Genomic DNA, 22,463 nt, shown 5'->3' with positions numbered 1-22,463 from the left:
ATGATCTTTCAACTGGATCCCGGCGACACCCGGTTCCCCTCACCGGAACTGGCCGAAGAAGACGGCCTGCTGGCAGTGGGCGGCGACCTCTCCATACCACGCCTGCTAACCGCCTACCGCAACGGCATTTTTCCCTGGTACAGTCATGATACGCCCGTGCTCTGGTACTCGCCGCATCAACGCTTTGTACTGTTCCCCGAAAAATTAAAGGTGAGCAAGAGCATGCGGAATGTGCTGCGGTCAGGTAAATTCACCATCACCTTTAACCAGGATTTTGCCGGGGTGATCCGTGCCTGCGCGGCAAGTAAACGCAACGGGCAGGACGGAACCTGGATCACCGGCGACATGCAGAACGCGTATATATGCCTCCACCAGCAAGGTTTCGCGCATTCTGTGGAAGCCTGGGAAAACGGCAGGCTGGCAGGAGGGCTCTACGGCGTCGAAATGAACGGCGTCTTTTGCGGCGAAAGCATGTTCAGCCAGCGCAGCAACGCTTCGAAAACTGCGTTCATCACCCTGGTCAGGGAAAAAAACTACCGGCTCATCGATTGCCAGACGTATACCGAACACCTGGAGAGCCTCGGCGCCCAAATGATCAGCAGGAAGGAATACATGGATATCCTGAACGGTAACACGCGCGCCACGGATCCGGACCGTGTCGGGGCGACATAATATGCTCCCTTACGGGCGGTAAGAACCGTTGAAGTCATCACAACCGGAAATTTAACCATTGCCGTAATCAGTCTCCGAGTTAACGACCAAAAATCCTATTTTTGCCCCTCTTAACAGATTTTTATGCATAGAACACACACTTGCGGCGAGTTAAACATTAACGACCTCGGGAAAGAAGTTACCCTGGCGGGATGGGTACAAAAATCGCGCGACCTCGGCGGTATGACTTTCGTCGACATGCGCGACCGTTACGGCATCACCCAGCTTACGTTTAATACCGACGATGATGCCGCGCTCAGGGCCACCGCCCGTGAAGTGAGCCGCGAGTTTGTGATCAAGGTAACCGGCAAGGTGATCGAGCGTACCAGCAAAAATCTGAAGATCCCCACCGGGGAGATCGAGATCAAGGTATCCGGCATGGAAATACTGAACCCGGCCAAGCTGCCGCCGTTCCTGATAGAGGACGAAACGGATGGCGGCGACGATCTCCGCATGAAATACCGCTACCTCGACCTGCGCCGTAACCCGGTGCGCAACAACCTGGTGCTGCGCCATAAAATGGCCCAGGAAACCCGTAAATATTTAGACGGCCTCAACTTTATCGAAGTTGAAACACCGGTATTGATTAAATCGACACCCGAAGGCGCCCGCGATTTCGTGGTGCCCAGCCGGATGAACCCGGGTGAGTTTTATGCACTCCCGCAATCGCCTCAAACATTTAAGCAACTGCTGATGGTTTCCGGCTTCGACCGTTATTTCCAGATCGTTAAGTGCTTCCGCGATGAGGACCTGCGCGCCGACCGGCAGCCTGAGTTTACGCAGATCGACTGCGAAATGGCGTTCATCGAACAGGAAGACATCCTGAACGTGTTCGAAGGGCTGATCCGCGCCCTGTTTAAAAACGTAAAAGGCGTCGACCTGGCCGAAGTTCCACGAATGACTTATGCCGATGCCATGCGCTTATATGGTTCCGATAAACCTGATACCCGCTTTGGCATGCAGTTCGTGGAGCTGAACGACGTAGTAAAAGGCGTGGGCTTCCCGGTATTCGACCAGGCTGAACTGGTAGTGGGCATTAATGCCGAAGGCTGTGCAGAATACACCCGCAAACAGCTGGATGAGCTTACCGAGTTCGTGAAACGCCCGCAGGTAGGCGCCACCGGTATGATCTATTGCCGCCACAATGCCGATGGAACATTAAAATCTTCGGTCGACAAGTTTTACGATGAAGAACAGCTCCGGAAATGGTCGGCGGCGTTTAACACCAGGCCGGGCGACCTGGTACTGGTGCTTGCCGGCAAAGCCGATAAGGTCCGTAAACAACTCAGTGAGCTTCGCCTGGAAATGGGCAACAGGCTCGGGCTTCGCGATAAGAACACGTTTGCCCCGTTATGGGTGCTTGATTTCCCGCTGCTTGAGTGGGACGAAGAATCCGGCCGTTATCATGCCATGCACCACCCGTTTACATCCCCCAAGCCGGACGATATCGCACTGCTCGATACCAACCCGGGCGATGTTCGCGCCAACGCCTATGATATGGTACTGAATGGTACCGAGATCGGCGGCGGATCTATCCGGATCCACGACCGCGGCCTGCAGTCGCTGATGTTTAAACACCTCGGCTTTTCGCCGGAAGAAGCACAAAAGCAGTTCGGTTTCCTGATGGAAGCTTTTGAATACGGCGCTCCCCCACATGGCGGCATCGCGTTCGGGTTCGACAGGCTTTGCTCGCTTTTCGCCGGGCTGGATTCTATCCGTGATGTGATCGCTTTCCCGAAAAACAATTCCGGCAAAGACGTAATGATCGATTCACCGTCCACGATAGATGATAAACAGCTGGCGGAGCTGAGTATCAGGACGACGTTGTAGAAAAGGTTTACATCAAATCCTAAGCGTTTAATCGCTATTTTCGTTACATACAATTCGCGCCGGTGTACCGGAATTTTTCTTAATTTACGTTGTCTTGAAAAAATTATTCAACCGTCGTCGATTCCTTAAAGCTACCTCCCTGGCCGGCGCTTCGGTGCTGCTGGGCGATAAAGAATTAAAAGCATCCTCCCTCGCCACAGGACAGGAGACTGAACCGGCGCAGGGCAAACCGATCGTCATCTCCACCTGGGATTTCGGCGTAGCGGCAAATGCCGAAGCCTGGAAGATCCTGAAAGCCGGCGGACGTGCCCTGGATGCCGTGGAAATGGGTGCACGCGTTCCCGAATCAGACCTCTCTAACCAGAGCGTGGGTAAGGGTGGGCTACCTGACCGCGACGGTATCGTAACGCTCGATGCCTGCATTATGGACGAAAAAGGCAACTGCGGGAGTGTTGCCGGTTTGGAAGACATCGAACATGCCATTTCGGTGGCGCGCAAGGTGATGGAAAACACGCCGCACGTAATGCTTGTAGGCGATGGCGCCCGCCAATTCGCCCTGAGCCAGGGATTTAAAAAAGAAAAACTGCTTACGCCAAAAAGTGAAGCCGCCTGGAAAAAGTGGCTGATCAAATCGGAATACAAACCCGTGATCAACAGCGAGAACGGGCTGCCTTCCATGCCCGGCGACAGCAAAAATCACGACACCATCGGCATACTTGCGCTGGATGCAGCCGGTAACCTTTCCGGCGCTTGTACCACCAGCGGCATGGCCTATAAACTACATGGACGCGTAGGCGATTCGCCCATTATCGGCGCCGGTTTATATGTTGATAACGAGGTAGGTGCGGTAGCCGCCACCGGGGTAGGCGAAGAAGTGGTGCGCAGCGTTGGCAGTTTCCTCGTGGTAGAACTGATGCGCCAGGGTCTTAATCCCGAAAATGCCTGCCGCGAAGCAGTTAAACGCATCATGGAAAAGAAGCCTGAGCTTACCAAAAACATCCAGGTAGGATTTATCGCCCTCAATAAAAAAGGAGAGTACGGCGCTTTTGCAATCCAGACAGGATTTAGCTTTGCCGTATGCGATAATAACGACCAGAAATTGCTGGTGAAAAGCAAGAGCGCCATCCGATAAGATCAACAAACTTTCCTCAATTACGTTAATGGAGTATGAAAAAACCGTATCTACTGGTTCTCATGCTGCTTTTTGCGGCATGTACCAATTCAGCTACCAACCCGGCCAACGATAGCACAGCCATTGCCGATAACACCGAAAATGCGGTAAAAAAGCATGAAGAGATCAACTCTTGTTTCGAACATCTTGAAGGAACAGACAGCACCGACGTAACCGCTTTGCACCTGGTGATAAACAACGATGAAGTTACCGGGGAGCTGAATTGGATCCCTAAAGAAAAGGACGCCCGTAAAGGCATGATCCGGGGTACCCGGCAAGGCGACCTCATCCGCGGCATATGGACCTTTTCGCAGGAAGGCATGAGCGATTCCCTGGAGGTCGAATTTAAGATCTCCGGCAATAACGTGCTTCAGCGAAGCTACGCTATCGACCAGGCCACCGGGAAAGAATACCTGGACGACGGCTCAAGCTTCGACAGGGTATTTAAGCCGGCACCGTGTAAGTAGTTACCGGCTGTTGGCTTGTGAATACCCGGTATGAGTATATTTCTTATATTTAGGGTTGAATCAAAGCTATCAGCTATCAGCCAACAGCTATCAGCCAACGCTATTATGAAGAAACTACTTACTATTCTACTTTTCGCCACCGCGGCCGTACACGCGCAATCCGTTAAACAGCTTACCTCGAAAAAAGCCGATGCGATAGAGCAGCAGGTAATCGCCTGGCGTCGCGATTTCCACGAACATCCGGAACTGGGCAACCACGAAGACCGTACCGCGGCTATCATTGCCAAATACCTGCAATCGCTGGGTATAGCGGTAAAAACCGGGGTAGCCAAAACAGGGGTGGTAGGGATCTTAAAGGGCGGTAAGCCCGGTCCGGTAGTGGCGCTGCGGGCGGATATGGACGGCTTACCCGTAGTAGAACGTACACCGCTGCCATTCGCGTCTAAAGTAAAGACCACGTTTAACAACCAGGAAGCAGGTGCCATGCATGCTTGCGGGCACGACTCGCACATGGCTATTCTCATGGGTGTGGCCCAGGTACTGTCGTCCGTTAAAAACGACCTGAAAGGCACTGTAAAATTCATCTTCCAACCTGCGGAGGAAGGTCCCCCGTTTGGCGAACAAGGCGGCGCAGAGCTGATGGTAAAAGAAGGCGTGATGGAAAATCCGAAGGTAGACGTAATTTTCGGCCTCCATATAAATTCGCAGACCGAGGTGGGCAAGATCACTTATCGCCCCGGCGGAACCATGGCAGCCGTGAACGATATGCAGATCATCGTAAAAGGGAAGCAGGCACACGGCGCTTATCCCTGGTCGTCTGTAGACCCGATCGTAGTGGCTGCCCAGATCATCAATAACTTACAAACCGTGGTGAGCCGCAACCTCGATATCACACAGAACCCGAGTGTCGTAACCGTTGGTTCCATCCATGCCGGCAACCGCTCCAATATTATCCCCGAGCAGGCAGAAATGATGGGTACACTCCGTGCGCTGAGCCGCGAAGATGAGAAAATGATCATTGCCCGTGTAAAGGAGGTGGCCACCAAAACGGCAGAAAGCGCCGGCGCCGTAGCGGAGGTAAAGATCCCGTTCAGCGTGCATTACCCCGTTACGTACAACGATCCCGCCCTCACGGAGAAAATGCTCCCAACCTTGCAGGCCACCGCCGGTATCAGCAATACCGTGCTCAAACCGGCGGTAACCGGGGCCGAGGATTTTTCCTTCTACCAGGAAAAAGTGCCGGGACTGTTTTTCTTTCTCGGCGGGATGCCCAAAGGCCAGGACCCGCTAAAAGCACCCTCGCACCATACCCCCGATTTCTTTATCGATGAAAGCGGGTTCACCCTGGGTGTAAAAGCGCTGTGTAACCTGACCCTTGATTATATGCAGGTTAAGTAACTGATCGTCCTTCTGCGCCTTCGGCAGTTCCGAAGGGGAAAAGGGCGGAGGGAGGAGAATTGCGCTTCTCCCCGATTTATATTTGATTCCAGGTTTAACACAACTGGTATTCCGGCGTAGAGGTAAGCCGGATCAGCAGCGTTTTGATATCCGGCGAGTTAGCAGCTTCGGCAAGCATGGACGGGTTAACGGGCGGCTCCAGCATAAATCCGGCGATCTCTTCCTTCGAGGTTTTTGGCGGCAGCCCGGCAATAAACTTATTGATATCGGCTTTTGCCTGCACCCTTTTTATCACGCTGTCCTGTTGTTTCCGCATCGCGGCGATGTACGCTTCCTCCTCGGGCGTAGCTTTGCCGGCGAACTCGATCAACCCCGCGTTCAGGATCAGCGACGGCATTTTGAGGCGATGCATCAGCGAAGAGCTATCGATCCAGTTCCGGCCGCCAGGCCAGCCTGCTACGTTGGGCGGATTAAAAAGCACCTGGCCCAGGGTGCGCTGAAATTGTATCAGCACACCGGGATTTTCATAGGTGATATAGAACTGGCGGTTCAGCCCCACCAGGAACTCAACCGGCGACTTTACCAGGTTACCTATATTTTGGGGCTCGTAAAACCAACCGGCGGTAAGTACTTTTTCGAGCCATGGTTTTATCTCGTACCCCGACCGGTAAAGAACGTCGGCCATTTCCCGGATATGCACTTCATCGGGCACGTCATTTACCAGGTAACGGTATAGTTTACGGCTCAAAAACTGCGCTGTTTCCTTTCTTTCCAGGATCATGTTTATGATGTCTTCTCCACGCCAGTTCCCGGTTTTGCCAAAAAAGGTTTTGGTGCCATCGTCGTGGCTTTTTTCCCGAAATGAATATTGGTAAGTTTTACCATCATATTGCCAGCCGGTAAAGGCACGTGCCGACTCCCTTACGTCCTGTTCCGTATAATTTCCCCTCCCGATGGTAAATAATTCCATCAGCTCCCGGGCAAAATTCTCATTAGGGTGTACCTTATTGTTCGACTGGTTGTTCAGGAACTGCAGCATGGCCGGCGTTTGCGCAACCTCGGTCAGCATCGTCTTGAAATTGCCCAGGGCGTGCTTGCGATGGATATTATTCAGGTCCTGCATATACATGAAATTACCCACGCGGCACGAAAAATGGTTGTGCCAAAAAAGCGTCATCTTCTCGCGAAGCTGAGCCTGTGTGGTGCTCATCAAGGTCATCCATGCAATATTCAGGTCGCGTTCCTGCCGGTTACGTGTTTCCTGGATCAGTCGCTTCGTTTCCTCACTGCGCATGGCGTCTGCCTGGGAAGCCATCATGCCGCCGGAACTGCCGGTCATTCCTCCCGTCATATTCACGTTGGCGGCCATCATCGGCTGACCATTATAAACCAGGTCGGTATTTTCATTCACTACCGTAATGGGGCTGAAACGCTCAGAACTCTCAAATAGGCTTCTCACCGTTTTACCTACCGGCCAGTGTTCCTGGTTCTTCAGGTCCGCAGGCGTAATCCCAAAGCCGGCCCTGGCATACAGGTGCTTTAGCTTTACACTATTTTTTACGCGATCGGGCATCATAACGCTTAAATAAAATCAAGTCCTTTAAAGCTTTTATCCAGGATATCGCTATTGTTCACTGCAAGCCATTTGTCGAGTACGGTGGCATAAACCTGTCTGAAGTCCACCTGGAATTTCAGGTCGTTCTCTTCCAGGTCGGTCAGGTTGGGCGCATCATTGTAAATACCCGCTTTTTTGAGCTTGCCGCCGTAAACGAACACGTTGTTGGCGGTACCGTGATCGGTGCCGTTGCTGGCGTTTTGCTCCACCCGCCGGCCAAATTCCGAGAAAGTGAGCACCAGCGTTTCATCCAGCTTACCGGTTTGGTGCAGGTCTTTCAGGAAGGCCGCCACGCCTTCTGCGTAAGTTTTCAACTGGCGCCCCTGTTGCGCTATTTGCCCCGAATGCGTATCGAACCCGCCCAGCGATACATAATAGATACTCGTTTGCAGCCCCGCGTTAATGAATTGCGACACCGTTTTTAGCTGGTTAGCAAATCCTGTTTGCGGGTATACGCCCTTCGCCTGGTAGGTTTTGGCGGTATTTTGAATATAATCTGCCGACGAATACGTTTCGATCATGGTTTTATAGAGGTAGCCCATGTTGTCTTCCGTCAGGTTATCGCCGTGTTCTTTTACCAGGTCTTTAAAAAACGGTTCGCGCGTATTGCGATACAGCTGCCCGTAGTCGCTTACAGCAATGCCTTTTTTAGTAAGGCCTTTCATGGCGAGCGATAGGGTATCGTCAACCTCGATGGCCGTATACGGGAACTTGCATGTCTGGCAGTTAGAATCAAGATATCTCCCGATCCAGCCGGTGGTAAGAAACTGGTTAGCATCGCTGCCCGTATGCCAGATGTCCATCGACCTGAAATGCGACCGGTCCGGATTGGGATAGCCCACGCTATTGATCACGTTCATCCATCCCTGGTCATAAATCTCGCGCAAAGCGGCCATTTCTGGGTTAAGTCCCTGGACCTCGTTCAGCTTAATCACCGCTGCCGGCGCTATCGCGATGGTTTTACGCTTTTGGTAATAGGCATCCATGCCGTACGGAACCACGGTGTTCAGGCCGTCGTTACCTCCCGAAAGCTGGATGATCACCAGGTTCTTATGTCCCGGCAGCGCATCGAACGCCATCGCCTCAAAAGGTTTCAGAAAGGAAGGGATCATCCAAGCGCCCGAAACCAGCGCTGTGTTTTTCAGGAACTCTCTGCGTTTCATAGGTTACCGCTTTAAATAGGTACCAACTAATTAAACGATTTGTTTTTATAAAGCGTATCAATGATTCTTTCTTAGTTCCACGAAAAACGTGGTCCCTTTTCCCTCTTCGCTGTCGAACCAGATGCGGCCTTTATGTGCTTCCACGATTTGTTTGCTGATGGAAAGCCCCAGGCCAAAGGGTTTTTCGCCGGTGGTACCTTTACGGCGGGCGGAAGTAAACATGTCGAAGATCTTGGGTTGTATCTCGGCTGGGATGCCGATGCCGTTATCCTTTACCGAGATGAGCAGTTTGTGCGGCTGGTTATGTGTGCTCACCACGATGGTGCTTCCCCGCGGGCTGAACTTTATCGCGTTGCTGATAAGGTTGTTCACCACACGCCCGATCTTTTCCCGGTTGATGTGTAATTCGAGCGGTTCAACGCCGAGCTTTCCCGACAGGTCCTGCGCCTTTTCCGCGGCGCGAAACCGAAGCAGCTCTATACAATTGGTAATCACGGTGTTGATCTCTACCGGCTGCAGCGGCATATTACCCGCATCCTGTGTGTTGGCCGCTTCGAGGATCTCGTTAATCAGCAACAGGGAATCGGTGCAGGTACTGTTGATCAGGCCAAGCAATTCTTCGCGCTGGTCAAGTGGCGCATCGGGTTCGCTCAGCATCAGTTCGCTTACGGAGGCAATACCGCCGATCGGGTTGCGCAGGTCGTGCGCCACGGCGCGAAGGATGCGGTCTTTCTCCAGGCTGCTCAGCTTCAGGGCCGCGAGGGTATTGCCCAGCGCCTCGTTTTGCTGCTTTACCGTTTCGTTAAGCGAAGCAAGGGATTTTACGTTTTCCTTAGACCGTCGCCAATATTTATAGATCAGGAACAGGATCACCAGCGTGAGCACCGAGATGGTGATCACGATATGCAGGTAAAGGCGCTGCAGCTGCGTGTTCTTTTTCAAGATGTCGATCTCATATTGTTTTTCGAGCGATTGCAGCTGCACGTTGGCATCGCCGCTCAGCAGTTGCCGGGTACTTATCCTGGCCGAATCTTTCAGCCGGTTGTATTCTTTGAGGAAAGGATAGGCGTTCGCCGGCTGATCTACTGACGAGTAGTAATCATTCATCAACTCGTTCCACCGGGTACGCACCTCGCGGTTGTCCAGCGTATCCAGCGTATTGCGTACCAGCTGTAACTGGACGTACATGTCGTTTTTACGTCCTTCCTCTTTGTACAACCGGGCCAGTTTAATGCGGGTAAACATCATGTCGTTCACCTCGTAGCCCTGTTGTGAGTTCATCTTCGCACTTTTCAGGTACAGCCTTTCGGCCGAAAGGCTATCTCCCTTTTTCAGGAAAACATCGCCCTGGTTGCCATACATTACCGCTTTCCCGAGGTTGATCATAAAGGGATCGTCATAAAGAGATACCCCGCTGCTGATAAAGGCCAACGCCTTGTCATAGTAAAGAAAAGCGCTGTCGATGAGTTCCGTTTTCGAATAGCTTAAAGCGGTGTTGTTCAGGATCTCCTGGCGACGCCAGAACACCGCTTTTTTATCAGGGCAAGTACCCAGACCATCAAATGCTTCCTTAAAATAAGCCGCAGCTTTATGGTAACGCTGCTGTTTGTAGAGCACCATGCCGAGGCGATAGTTGTAATCGCTCAGTGCGCAAGAGTCCAGGGTCTGTCTTACCAAAAGCTTCGTTTTAAAGAAAGCGTTGTAGGCTACGTTATACCTTCCCGCGGCAAAGTTGGTTTCTCCCCTGGAAATGTAGCCGAGCACTGCCAGTTCCGGGTATTTTTCCTGGTTGTTATCTTTTTCTATAATGGCCACCATACTGTCTGAATAGGCTACAGCCCTGGCATTGTCATGAAATACGTTGAAGTAGTTGGCACTGCAGAAATTGTAGTAGCCGAGTTTTTCAAGTACCGTGTGGTCAGGCGTGCTGCGGTACATCGAATCTACATAGCGGAATACGCGCTCCAGGTCTTCACCCACGTGCTTATTGGCGGTAGCGATATAGCCTGCAAACGGATCTTTGACCTTTGCCTTACCAGGAGTGCGATCACATGAACTGCCGACTACCAGCAACAGGACCACTAATACGTAAGAACACCGATAAACCGCGTCGGTAAGGCAACTCATTAAGGGAAATAGGTTTAGAGCTTAAAGATAGCAAAATAACAGGCAACCGCGCCACCACGTTAAATTAGTAAGAAATACACCGCGCATACGGGTTGATTTATTCTGAAAACGCGGGTTTAATGCAGATTTCTTCTATCTTATTTCCAACCTGAACTACTATTCATGAATAAGCTCGTCCGTTTAATTGCTCTCTTATGTTTTACGACAACCGCTACGCCCGCGCAAACCAATACCGGTGCTTTTGGAAAAATGGAAGTCGCCGACCTCGAACTAAAAAATGTGACTTTGAAAAAGACGCCAACGCCATGCTGCTTTTTGATAAAGCCGACGTGTATGATGATATCGATTCCGGTATTATTACGGAGCGACAGAAACGCATTAAAATCCTTAACGATAAAGGTAAAGATGAGGCCAGCATCCATATAGAATGCTACACCGGCGGCCGTTCCGAAAACATTTATGTGGTACAGGCGCAAACCATCAACCTGGTGAATGGAAACCGGAGATCAGGTACAGTGAATTGATCACCGTTTGAGTCGGCACGGGATTTCAAATCCACCACCGGGGATAGATATAAGGATCAATTGAAAAACGTTGATCCAACTATAAAGATCTCCGCGCTGGAAGTTTGAAAATGCAGATATCGATATGCTTCAGGCAACACAGCTGTCGACTTTAAACAGGATCTGAACAATGATGGCGACTACATTTACTTCAAGCCGGATATCTTCGCGCCGTTCGCGGTAAATCCATTGATCAACCCCCCTTTTGATTCGTAGCCGAGACAGTCGGGAATACCAGCACGAAGTTCACCTGCGGCGCCTACGATGCCACCTACGCTTACGACGCGGAAAAAACCAGGTTAAGGTGATAAACAAGTTCATATTCAGCGCACACGTCATCCCCGCCGCCAAATACACCGAAATGCAGCAATTTATGGAAGCCGTGGCAAAAGCACAAAACAAAAACCTGGTGATCAGGAAAAAAACCGGTCACCAGTGAAAGCCAACAGGACCGAAAAGTATGGTTAGCCCAATGGAAGCTAATCCATACATATCGGGACTCTTGTTCCTGAATAACGCGGCCGGATCGGCATACCCGTCCAGCCCTTCGGCCATAGTTACCGTAAACTGGTAAGCGACCTTGATACCGATACGGGGGTAACCCCAATCATCTGTAAAGAAATGTGCCAATCCCGCCTCCACGGGGAAACAAGGTTCAACGCTTTGTTGATCGCCCGGGAAGACATACCTTGCCCCGTTTGCATTCAATTTTGACCGCTTGATGCTGGTGATCCGGTTGTACACCACCCCGGCGCCCAGGCGCAGGTAGGGCTCTATCTTCCTGGTAAGAGGCATGCGTCGCTCATCAAAAAAACAGGAAGGATAGAAAACCGCGAACATGTTTACCGCCGAATAGGCATTGCGAAAAAATCGCTGGTGCGGATCACGGATACTGTCGCCCGCAGAGATCATACCGTATTGAAGCTCCGTACCTAACGTAAAATAGGGACTCAGCCGGATGCCGAAAGAGGCCAGCGAAGCATTTTTTAACGGCGTGTAAGAATCTACGTCGGCATACGCCCGGGTAAAACCATCTCGAACGTCAACGTTTAACTTGTAATAGTTAACCTGGGCAACCGATATTTGTACGGCGCCACAAAACAGCGGGAGGATGATCAATACTATCTTGTTCACACACGAAGATAATTAAATTAATTAAGAATTAAATATTATTCCTATGGATTATTTCGATCAATATACTTTTACGGCCAAAGAGCGTTTTTTACGCTATGTAACGGTCGATACACAATCTGACCCCGCCTCGGCAACCTGTCCGTCGACAGCAAAACAACTTAACCTGGCCCGCATCCTGGCAGACGAGCTTCACCAAATGGGAATTACCGATGCAGCGGTAGACGGAAACGGCTACGTATATGCCACCATCCCCTCCAACACCACTAAAAATGTTCCGGTGATCTGTTTTTGCTCGCACATGGATACTTCGCCCGATTGCAGCGGCGCAGGCGTAGTACCCATCGTCCATGCCAACTACCAGGGCAACGACCTGGTGCTGCCCGATGATCCCGCTGTTGTGATCCGTAAATCCGAGCATCCTGATCTGCCGCACCAGCTAGGTAACGACCTCATTACCGCCAGCGGGAGAACGCTGCTGGGCGCCGACAATAAGGCGGGGCTCGCCGAAATAATGGATGCCGCCAACTTCCTCGTCAGTCATCCTGCAGTTAAGCACGGAACTATCCGCCTCCTGTTTACTCCTGATGAAGAGATCGGCAGGGGCGTGAACCTCGTGAACCTCGAAAGGCTGGGCGCAGACTATGCCTATACGGTAGATGGAGAAACACTGGGCTCGCTGGAAGATGAAACCTTTTCTGCAGATGGGGCAGTCCTGGCCATCACCGGTGTGAGCGCGCATCCCGGGTTCGCCAAAGGGCGGATGGAAAGCGCTATCAAGATCGCATCGGCCATCGTGGCAAACCTGCCGGTCGAAAAACTCTCACCCGAAAGCACCGAAGGCGAACAGGGCTTTATTCACCCGGTAAGTATTTCGGGGAGCGTGGAAGAAGCCACCATTGAGTTTATTCTTCGTGATTTCGCCACCGAAGGCCTGGCTGCACACCGGCGGCTGCTGGAAGCGATAGCCGACGACGTGATGCGTCATTTTCCCAACTCCTCGTACCAGCTGCGGGTAACCGAACAATACCGCAATATGAAGGAGATACTGCGCAACCATCCGCACGTGGCTGCACATGCGGTTACGGCCATCGAACGTGCCGGCCTTATTCCCCGGCCACAGCGGATCCGTGGTGGTACGGATGGTTCTCGCCTGTCGTTTATGGGGCTGCCTTGCCCGAATATCTTTGCCGGCGAACACGCATTTCACGGCAAACAGGAATGGATATCGGTGCAGGATATGGAATATGCCGTTAAAACGATCGTTCACCTGGCTGAAGTGTGGGAAGAAAACGCCTGATACGTACGTAAGCAATGTCGCTAAAACGGGCACTTTCGTCGCTGAAAAGTTACGCTTTGGCTATAATGTCTGATCAGGGTTAGTATTACCGGTACTTTCGTGCCAATGAACCTGAAAAATTTTTATTCAAACAGATATATTCAACCGCTGCTGCACATCCTGTTCTGGGGGTTGATTATCTTCTCCCCTTACATTTTCAGGAATACCGAAACGTGGAAGGGATTTACAGACTGGCAGTACAAGGTAATGGCTTATAAGGTGATCCTCGCCATACTCTTTTACCTGAACACGTACTACCTTTATCCCGTGATCTACCGCCAGCGGGGGATGCTGGTGTACGTGGTGACGGTTATCGCCAGTATCGCGATACTTTACTTTTTGTCTGACCTGATCTCGGAGCTCGTAGACAAGATGGATTTCGACAAGTTCGAAAGGGAAGTGCATGAGGGCAAGGGGCCGGGAGGCCCGGGGGGGCCTCGGGGCGGACGACGCGGACCGAGAGGTCCCGGACCTGATTCAGGTATGTTTATCTGGATTTGGTGGAAGATCGGCGAATTGTGGTTCAGGCTGCTCCCGTATTTCTTCGTGGTCTGCAGTAGTTTTATCTACCGGCTGCAGCTCGATAATTCTATCCAGTCTAAGATCCGGAAGGAAAAAGAAAACGAAAACCTAAAAACCGAGCTCAGCTTTTTACGGTCGCAGGTGAGCCCGCACTTCATTTTCAATATCCTCAATAACATGGTTTCGCTGGCGCGGAAAAAGTCTGACCTGCTCGAGCCTTCGCTCATCCAGCTCTCCAATCTGATGCGATATATGCTCTATGAGAATGATGACGAAAAAGTTACACTCGATAAGGAGATCAGTTACCTTAAAAGCTATATCAATCTGCAGCTCCTGCGTTTTGGTGACGATGTAACTATTACCTTTAACCCGCCGGAAAATACCGGGGGTATAACCATCGAGCCTATGCTGCTTGCACCTTTTGTGGAAAATGCTTTTAAGCACGGTGTGGGAATGGTAGAAAACCCCCAGATAAACATCCTGCTCACCATCAACGAACAAACCGGCTGGCTCGATTTTAAGGTAATGAACACCATCGCTCCGCAGCAGGACTCGAAAGATAAAAGCTCGGGCATTGGCCTGGTGAACGTAAGAAGACGATTGGAGCTCCTGTACAAAGACAATTTTAACATGGATATTATGCAAACAGGCAGTGTTTTTGTGGCAGATCTTAAAATCAAATTAGCATGATGCGCTGCCTGTTAGTGGACGATGAAAAGCTTGCGCTCGAGCTCATGGAAGATAACCTGAGCCAGGTGCCTTTCCTTTCGCTGGCCGGCAAATGCAAAAATGCCATGGATGCCATGGAGCTGATACGTAAGGAGCCCGTAGACCTGATCTTCCTGGATATCCAGATGCCCGGGCTGTCGGGATTGCAGTTCCTAAGCAGCCTTACCAACCCGCCAATGGTGATCATGGTAACCGCGTATGAGAAATATGCACTCGATGGGTTTAACCTCGACGTGGTGGACTACCTCGTTAAACCCGTTCCTTTCGAACGTTTTATGAAAGCGGTGAACAAGGCATGGGAGCTGTTCTCACTTCGCGAACAGCAAAAAGAACCGGTAAAAACGCCGGTGGCCAAACCGGAGCAGGATCACCTTTTTGTAAATGCCGATTATTCGATCGTTCGTATACGTATCGACGACATCCGTTACATCGAAGGGTTGAAGGATTATATCAAGATTTTCCTGGCCGATACACAAAAAGCCGTGATCACGCGTTTAAGCATGCGGTACATGGAAGAAAAGCTGCCGCCGGCGAAGTTTATGCGGGTGCATAAATCGTATATCGTTGCACTTGATAAGATTTCGGCATTTAAGAAAAACAGGATCATGGTGCAGCAGGACGAGATCCCCGTAAGCGACAATTACCGGGATAACCTGATGGCTTATATCGGCCACCAGGAATAAATGTTAAAATAGCTAAAAAAGGCCTTTTGGTCGCAATTTACACACGTGCTTGTATCATTCATTTTAGCAGGCAAATAGAGATAGTTAAAATTGTTCATTGTAAAAAATATGAAATCGAAATTGATAACCCGGATTAAATTAACCATAGGCACTCTTGCGCTTGCAGGCTTCACCATGACAGCCGTCGCGCAAAAAGAGGATGTACAGGCCGCCCCCGTTTGGGCATCGGCGGTAAAAGTAGACGGCAAGTCGGCAGAATGGCAGGCACTACAGGCTACCAACAAAGCCACCAAGCTAATGTACACGCTGGCTAACGACGACAAGAACCTTTACCTGGTGATCCAGTCAAACGACGCCCAGACCAATAACAAGATCATGCTGGGCGGCATCAGCCTGGCGATTAATACCGATAACAAGAAGAAACTGAAAGACGCTTACGTAGTTACTTACCCGCTGGTAACCCGTACACGCGGGCAGCAGGGCAGGGGCCAGGGTCAGCCGGGTGGCGGAGGATTTGGAGGCCAGGGCGGACAAGGAGGCCGTGGCGGATTCGGCGGTCCGGGCGGCCCGCAAATGAGCCAGGCGCAACGCGACTCGGCGACGCTTGCACGTCATAAAACAGAGCTTGCCGGTGTGAAAGAGATCAAGGTATTGGGTTTCAAAAACATTACCGACAGCGTTATTTCCATTTACAACGAATATGGCGTTAAAGCCTCGGCTTCATTTGATGAAGCAGGCCTTTTCACTTACGAGCTTTCTATTCCGCTCGAATCCATGGGGTTAAAACCCGACAGCAAAGAGTTTTCCTATAACGTTCGTGTGAACGGGCTGAACCTCGGCGGCTTTGGCGGAAACGGCTTCGGAGGAGGCAACAACGGCGGAAACCGTGGTGGCGGTGGATTCGGCGGAGGTGGCGGCGGCTTCGGAGGAGGAGGTGGTGGCGGCTTCGGAGGCGGGAACCGTCCAGGTGGCGGTGGTGGCGGCGGCGGCGGAAACGACGATCGCCAGGCGATGTTCACCCCGACAGACTTTTGGGCCAAATACACGCTCGCCAAAAAATAACAGAACGCTCCTGAACCTTTAGTTAACAATTTAAACCCGATAAGTTCGGTAAAATACCGGGGCAAGGACGCTTTGTCTAAACCCCGGATAACACAAACAAATAACACCCTCAAACCGCCGGCTGCGATAGCTGGCCGCCCAATCCTCAAACAATGAAAAAACTCCTCTTCCTCTTTGCCGCGATCATGATCTCTGGCATATTCGGCTCCAGGGCACAGCAGCGACCCGCAGCAACGCCTGCACAGCCAATCCCGTTACGGCAAGTAAGCGGCATCGTAAAAGACAGTACGGATGAAGCCGTTATCGGCGCCATCGTAACGCTTACTTCGCGGGCCGATACCCTCAAAGCCAGCACCAATGCCGATGGGATCTATGTATTTAAGGCAGTAAAATCATGGGAGTTCACCGTGAGCGTAACCAGCATGGGGTACCGTACCAAAGCCGTCAAGGGAAAATATAACGACGCTACCCCGCGCCTCACCATGGACCCGATCATTTTAAGGAACGAAGCAAAGCTCCTTAACGAGATCGCCATCAACGGCACGCCCTCCATCACCTATAAAACGGATACCGTGGAGTACCGGGCAAGCGACTACGTAGTAAGAGCCGGCGCAACGGTAGATGAGCTTTTAAAGAAGATGGAAGGCATGGAAGTGGGTAATGACGGTTCCGTTACCTACAACGGCCAAAGCATTGGTAAAGCCAGGCTGAACGGAAAAGATATTTATGGCGGCGATGTGGCCTCGGTGATCCAGAACCTCCCTGCAGAAATTATCGAAAAAGCGCAGGTGGTTGACGACTATGGCGACGTAGCGAAAAGAACAGGCGTAAAAGAGGGCGACCCGTCTAAAGTATTGAACCTTACCACACGGGTGGATAAATCGGTAGGTAACCAGTTACGCCTGAACGGAGGTGCAGGTACCGTGGATCAGCTGGAAGGCAGCGTCAACTTAACCCGTATTAACGGCAACCAAACCATTACTTTAAACGGCAATTACTTCAAAACGCCAAACGGGATCGCCGGCGGCGGTGGCGGCGTTGGCCGCTTAGGCGGCGCGCAAAACCGTGGCGGCCGTACCGGTAACACCTTCGGCAGCCCGGGCGGCAACGCATCCGGCGGAACCAACACGCGACTAAACCCTGCTTTTACTTTCCGCGACAGCTTTGGAAAGAAAGTAGAGTTTAATGCAAACTACTTCTTCAACTATAACTCCAACGATGCGGTTACCGAAACTTATTCGGAAATGGCAAGCACGTTCGGCGCTACTTATTCGACCCGCAAAGCCATCACCAATAACGATAGCAGGTCGCATAACATCAACTTCGAGGTAGAATATAATATCGATAGTGCGAACTTCATGCAGTTCAGGCCGTATATCACCCTGAACAGCTCGGACAATACCGGCTTTACCACCAACTCACAAACCGGCAGGATGCTGCAGGACCAGGTGAACAATAACAATAACAACAGCTCTACACCCAACGTAGGCGCAACGGTTGCTTACCAGCACGTATGGCGCAGCAAACCTTCCCGTTCTTTCTCCATCGAGGCGACCGCCAGCAGCCAGAAAAACGAAGGCACCACCTACCAGCGCGTAGACTTTGATTATAAAGGACTGCGTCCCGATTCAACCTACAACTACCGCACTACCACAGACAACCACCAAAACAGCTACCGCACCAGCTTAACCTTTGCGGAGCCGCTGACCAAACTGGCGAGGCTGGAGTTTAACTCGAACGTAGAACGCCGTTCTTATGATAACGCACGCCTCACCGGCGACTTGATCAAAGGCACAAACCGTGTTGACAGCTTAAGTAACATTTACGAATACTCGTTTACCCAGTACCGCAACTCGTTAAACTATCGTTACGGCAACAATGCAGGCACTTATAACTTCTCGTTAGGTTTAACTGCGGTAAACACTTCGCTGGTAGGCACGAAAGCGAGCCTTGGAACAAGCACCGATCAAAAGTACTTTAAGATCATCCCGATCGCCCGGTTCCAGCTCAAATTTTCCCGCTCGCACCAGCTTTCTGTAAACTATAACGGACGGGCCAGCGAGCCTTCTTTCGACCAGATCCAGCCAGTAAGGGATGTATCTAACCCGAACAGCGTGATAGTGGGTAACCCCGACCTGAAAGTGGCCTTTACCCACACCATTTTTGGCCAGTACAGCAACTACATCGCCAACTCGAAGCTAAATCTCAGCTTAAACGCTAACTCTTCATTTATAGAAGACCAGGTAACTACCAACGTGGTGGAAAAGATCACTTCGCCGGGTGTTTTCAGGAACGAGGTGCGTTACATTAACCTTGGCGGATCTTACCAGCACAATGCCGATTACCTGATAGCAAAACAGCTGAACGACCGCAGGATCTCTCTGTCCTTCTCGGGAAGCGTTAACAACAACAACCGTACTTCGCAAACAGATTCGAAAACACAGACGGCCACTACCTGGGGTTTCAAAGAAAACTTCGGCCCAAGGCTTAACCCTACTACCTGGTTAGAAATTAACCCTTACGTGTCTTACGATTTCAACAAGACCAACTATACGCTGCCCACCCTGAGGGATATTAAAACAAATACCACCGCATTAAGCCTGGATGGTAACGTTTACTTCCTTAAAACATGGCAGTTCGGCTATGCGCTGAGCAAGAACTTTATCCACAGCACCACCAACAACGTGGCCGGTAACCCGTTCGTGATCAATGCCAGCCTCCAGACCCGCGTACTTAAAAACAGGGGCACGCTGCAGCTGAGGGCGTTCGACATTCTTAACGAGAACAACTTTATTAACGTTACCTCTAATGGCAACGGTTTCACCGAAACCAAAACCAACCCCAACAGCCGTTACTTCATGGTAAACCTGGGCGTTTACCTGCAGAAATGGACTGGTGCACAGGGTCGTGGCGGGCAGCAGATCCGCCGCCGCGGCGATGGCAGCTTCGTCAACTAATAAGTGAAGTGCGTCCTGCGGGAAGTCGGGACGCACTTTTATATTTTGCCGGTTCTTCTTGAAATGTGCGGGAGATTTTTACTCATAACCAACTATAATGAAAAAGATCTGCATATTACTATCCCTGCACATTCTTTTAGCCTGTACCGTTTTTGCTCAGACCCCGGCCCGTCGGCCTGCACAGCCCGCGGCACCGCTCCCCGTACGCGAGGTTAGCGGCATTGTTAAAGATACCACCGACCAGGCCGTCATCGGCGCCACCGTTACCCTCACCTCCCCGCGCGACACCGTTAAAGTAAGCACCAATGCCGAAGGGATATTCGTGCTGAAGAAGATCCAGTCTCCGGAATTTACCCTTACGGTGAAATCGTTGGGTTATGAACCTTACGTCAAGAAATTCTTTTACACCTATACCAGTGCGCGGCTGGTACTCGACCCGGTGATTTTAAAGACCAACAGTATCCTGATCACAGATATCCCCATTAACGGCACCCCCACTATCACCTATAAAACAGATACCGTGGAGTACCGGGCCGCCGACTACAAAGTTCGGGAAAATGCGACCATGGAAGACCTCCTCAAGAAGATGGAAGGCATAGAAGTAGATAAAGACGGCAACGTAACATCGCAGGGAATTGCCGTTACCAGGGCGCGCATCAACGGCCAAAACTATGGGGGCAACGATCTTGCCGGCGTTATCCGCGATCTTCCCGCAGAAATTGCGGAGAAAGTGCAGGTGATAGACGATTATGGCGATGAAGCGGCTCTGTCGGGCGTGAAATCGGGCGATCCCCAAAAAGTGTTGAATATTGTCACCCGTAAAGACAAGTCTGTAATGAACCGGGCGAACTTTAACGGCTCCAAGGGAACAACCGGGCGCATCAGCGGTAATACCACCCTGGAGCGGTTAAATGGCAACCAGCAAATGAATGTGAGGATGAACGGCAATCGTTCGGTACTTGGCGTTGCAGGCGGCGGGAACGGCGGAGGAGGTAATGGCGGAGGAGGTAATGGTGGCGGCGGGAACTTCGGCGGTAGCGGCGGCACCGGTAACTCTAAAACCGGCGGCGCAACGTTTACTTATAACGACCGCATTAACCGCAAATTAAATGTAGAAGCCACCTACGGGTTTAACCTGAATGCGAGGAACCAGGACCAGAACACCGTGAGTACCGAAAAATACGTCGGCATAGACGAAACGGTAACCTCCACACGCGACGTAGGAACCGACAATACCGGGTATAACCACAATCTTAATCTCCGGTTCCAGTTCACCCCCGACAGTTCGAGCAGGATGATCATCACCCCGACGTTCAGCACCAACGGATCTTCGAACAACAACAATACAAACCGGGTACAGCGGGGCGGCATTAACCAGGATACCAAAACCAAAACAAACAGCTCATCGTCATCGCCTAACTACGGGCTTACCGTAAACTATGCCCGCTATTTCGGCAAGCGGAAGGCATCAACCATTTCCTTCCAGGGAAGCGGCGCCCGGTCGAACAACGAGTCTGATAATACGTCTTATTCAAACCTCCAATATTTCGCTACTTCCGATCCGGCCAGCCTATACAAGGATTCGCTGGTGAACCGGATCAGGCTGACGGATAACGGCAACACCAACTACCGGGGCAGCGTTACCTTCGCCCAGCGTCTTGGCGCAACCATCCAGCTTGAATTGAATGCGCGGTTAAGTTACCGTGGCTATGACAACGACCAGACCACCAGCAACCTCAACACCCGGGGTCAACAGTCTGTCGTAGATTCGCTCAGCAAATTGTTTAACTATTCTTTTACGGAGAAACGGGTAACGCTCAATTTCCGTCGTGGTAACAATAACACCAAATTCAATTATTCACTGGGAATCAGCGGGGTTCCGGGCCTGCTGAAGGGCGAGTCGCAAAGCCTCGGGAATACCACCCGCCGCGAAAGCTTTAACATGGTGCCCGTGGTACGCCTCCAATACCGCTGGACACGCCAAAAACAGTTTACGCTGAATTACAACGGCGATCCCCAGGAACCGAATTATACACAGATCCAGGACGTGCCGGATGTGTCGACCGCAGGGTTAACTGTATATGGAAATCCTAACCTGAAAGCCTCTTTCAGGCATAACGTAACCGCTAATTTTAATAACTATATCGCGGCATCGCGCATCACGTTTAATGCTTCTGGCTCTTATACCACCACCCGCAACCAGGTGGTAACCAACTCTATCCAGAACAAAGACCTCTACAGGACCCGGGAAACCCGCTTCTTTAACCTCGATGGCGGCAACCGTACGATCTCTGGCAACTACAGCTTAAACAAAAGCACCAGCAGCCAGGTGCTCCGCTTCCGGCTAAACGGCCAGGTTGGCACCGAACGGGGTATTTCAATGAATAACGGAACTGAGAATATCCGCACCACCTGGACTTTTGTCGAACGCTTCAACGTGCAAATAGAGCCCAGGGAATGGCTGCAGATCAACCCCAATATTAACCATACCTTCCGGAAGATCAATCTATCGCTTCCCATTTCAAATGATAGCCGTACCAAGAACTGGGACCTGGGGGTGGACGGCCGCGTGATCGCCAAACAGCGTCTCGTTTTCGGTTACGACCTTGGCAAAAACTTCGTGAGCGGCCTAAATCCTACGGTCACCAAAGACCCCTTTATCATCAATACTTATGTTCGTATGGAATTCCTGAAAAGAAAAAACGCCTCGGTACAGGTGAGCGGTTCCGACCTTCTTAACCAGAATAATGGCGCAAACAAGCAAGTTACCGATCTCGGATCTACCGTGACCGCCAGCAACTTGAACAGCCGTTACTTCCTGGTCTCCATGACCTGGCGTCCTGCTAAGTATTCAGGCAGCCGCCGCACCGCAGGCCCGCGCAGGGGTGATGGCAGCTTTATCCAATAGTGATTGTTTCGTTACAATCCCGGCTTATTACTCCTGAAAGTGTGGAAAACGGTAACAATGTTGATAACCCCCCTTTTAAGCGGCGAT

Annotated in this window: 17 protein-coding genes; 13 read left to right on the top strand and 4 right to left on the bottom strand. The window is 51.3% G+C overall.

Going from position 1 to position 22,463, the window contains the following annotated elements; translation table 11 throughout:
• The 5 genes from aat to GS398_RS06515 all read left to right on the top strand — a co-directional run bounded on the left by aat (position 1) and on the right by GS398_RS06515 (position 5,577).
• Positions 1-672: a leucyl/phenylalanyl-tRNA--protein transferase gene (gene aat / locus GS398_RS06535; RefSeq protein ID WP_160905886.1), complete on the top strand. Its 672-nt coding sequence runs from the start codon at positions 1-3 to the stop codon at positions 670-672.
• 123 nt (positions 673-795) lie between these two features.
• Positions 796-2,541, top strand: coding sequence for an aspartate--tRNA ligase (gene aspS / locus GS398_RS06530; RefSeq protein WP_160905885.1), 1,746 nt, complete (start codon positions 796-798; stop codon positions 2,539-2,541).
• A gap of 94 nt (positions 2,542-2,635) precedes the next feature.
• On the top strand, positions 2,636-3,673 hold the full coding sequence (locus GS398_RS06525) for a glycosylasparaginase (RefSeq protein WP_160905884.1): 1,038 nt from the start codon (positions 2,636-2,638) through the stop codon (positions 3,671-3,673).
• 35 nt (positions 3,674-3,708) lie between these two features.
• A complete protein-coding gene (locus GS398_RS06520; protein ID WP_160905883.1) occupies positions 3,709-4,179 on the top strand; it encodes a hypothetical protein in 471 nt (156 codons plus the stop codon).
• A gap of 105 nt (positions 4,180-4,284) precedes the next feature.
• Positions 4,285-5,577, top strand: coding sequence for an amidohydrolase (locus GS398_RS06515; RefSeq protein WP_160905882.1), 1,293 nt, complete (start codon positions 4,285-4,287; stop codon positions 5,575-5,577).
• A 94-nt stretch (positions 5,578-5,671) separates the two neighbouring features.
• Here the strand turns inward: GS398_RS06515 and GS398_RS06510 are convergent, their stop codons facing one another.
• Genes GS398_RS06510 through GS398_RS06500 form a run of 3 tightly spaced genes read right to left on the bottom strand, consistent with a single transcriptional unit; the run spans position 5,672 to position 10,482 of the window.
• Positions 5,672-7,153, bottom strand: coding sequence for a DUF1800 domain-containing protein (locus GS398_RS06510; RefSeq protein ID WP_237488096.1), 1,482 nt, complete (start codon positions 7,151-7,153; stop codon positions 5,672-5,674).
• Between the two features lie 5 nt (positions 7,154-7,158).
• Entirely contained in the window at positions 7,159-8,355 is a 1,197-nt protein-coding gene (locus GS398_RS06505; protein WP_160905881.1) for a DUF1501 domain-containing protein, read from the bottom strand.
• A gap of 57 nt (positions 8,356-8,412) precedes the next feature.
• Positions 8,413-10,482, bottom strand: a complete 2,070-nt coding sequence (locus GS398_RS06500) for a tetratricopeptide repeat-containing sensor histidine kinase (RefSeq protein WP_160905880.1) — start codon at positions 10,480-10,482, stop codon at positions 8,413-8,415.
• Positions 10,483-10,787: 305 nt separating this feature from the next.
• Between GS398_RS06500 and GS398_RS06495 the strand changes: the two genes are divergently transcribed.
• Both GS398_RS06495 and GS398_RS22655 read left to right on the top strand, forming a co-directional pair.
• Positions 10,788-11,006, top strand: a complete 219-nt coding sequence (locus GS398_RS06495) for a hypothetical protein (RefSeq protein ID WP_160905879.1) — start codon at positions 10,788-10,790, stop codon at positions 11,004-11,006.
• Between the two features lie 343 nt (positions 11,007-11,349).
• Complete coding sequence (locus tag GS398_RS22655) at positions 11,350-11,484, top strand: hypothetical protein (protein WP_255494187.1); 135 nt, start codon at positions 11,350-11,352, stop codon at positions 11,482-11,484.
• Here the strand turns inward: GS398_RS22655 and GS398_RS06490 are convergent.
• Positions 11,475-12,179 (bottom strand): hypothetical protein, encoded by a 705-nt coding sequence (locus tag GS398_RS06490; RefSeq protein WP_160905878.1) that lies wholly within the window; start codon positions 12,177-12,179, stop codon positions 11,475-11,477. The two genes, GS398_RS22655 and GS398_RS06490, sit on opposite strands and share 10 nt — an antisense overlap.
• 43 nt (positions 12,180-12,222) lie before the next feature.
• Here GS398_RS06490 and pepT point away from each other — a divergent pair, with 43 nt between their 5' ends.
• From pepT to GS398_RS06465, 6 genes are all read left to right on the top strand, one after another.
• Positions 12,223-13,476, top strand: coding sequence for a peptidase T (gene pepT, locus GS398_RS06485; protein WP_160905877.1), 1,254 nt, complete (start codon positions 12,223-12,225; stop codon positions 13,474-13,476).
• Between the two features lie 105 nt (positions 13,477-13,581).
• Entirely contained in the window at positions 13,582-14,727 is a 1,146-nt protein-coding gene (locus GS398_RS06480) for a sensor histidine kinase (protein ID WP_202405964.1), read from the top strand.
• Positions 14,724-15,449 (top strand): LytR/AlgR family response regulator transcription factor, encoded by a 726-nt coding sequence (locus GS398_RS06475; protein ID WP_160905876.1) that lies wholly within the window; start codon positions 14,724-14,726, stop codon positions 15,447-15,449. Before GS398_RS06480 ends, GS398_RS06475 begins: the two co-directional genes overlap by 4 nt.
• A gap of 108 nt (positions 15,450-15,557) precedes the next feature.
• Complete coding sequence (locus GS398_RS22240) at positions 15,558-16,511, top strand: hypothetical protein (RefSeq protein ID WP_202405963.1); 954 nt, start codon at positions 15,558-15,560, stop codon at positions 16,509-16,511.
• A gap of 152 nt (positions 16,512-16,663) precedes the next feature.
• A complete protein-coding gene (locus tag GS398_RS06470; protein ID WP_160905875.1) occupies positions 16,664-19,468 on the top strand; it encodes a TonB-dependent receptor in 2,805 nt (934 codons plus the stop codon).
• 97 nt (positions 19,469-19,565) lie between these two features.
• Positions 19,566-22,376 carry an outer membrane beta-barrel protein gene (locus tag GS398_RS06465; RefSeq protein ID WP_160905874.1) on the top strand — a complete coding sequence of 937 codons (2,811 nt, stop codon included), beginning with the start codon at positions 19,566-19,568 and terminating at the stop codon, positions 22,374-22,376.
• The last annotated feature ends 87 nt before the right edge of the window (positions 22,377-22,463 follow it).

The organism is Hufsiella ginkgonis, assembly GCF_009834915.1.
GTDB classification, from domain to species: domain Bacteria; phylum Bacteroidota; class Bacteroidia; order Sphingobacteriales; family Sphingobacteriaceae; genus Hufsiella; species Hufsiella ginkgonis.
The sequence above is the reverse complement of the archived record's forward strand: the minus strand, read 5'-3'. Positions and strand labels throughout refer to the sequence as shown.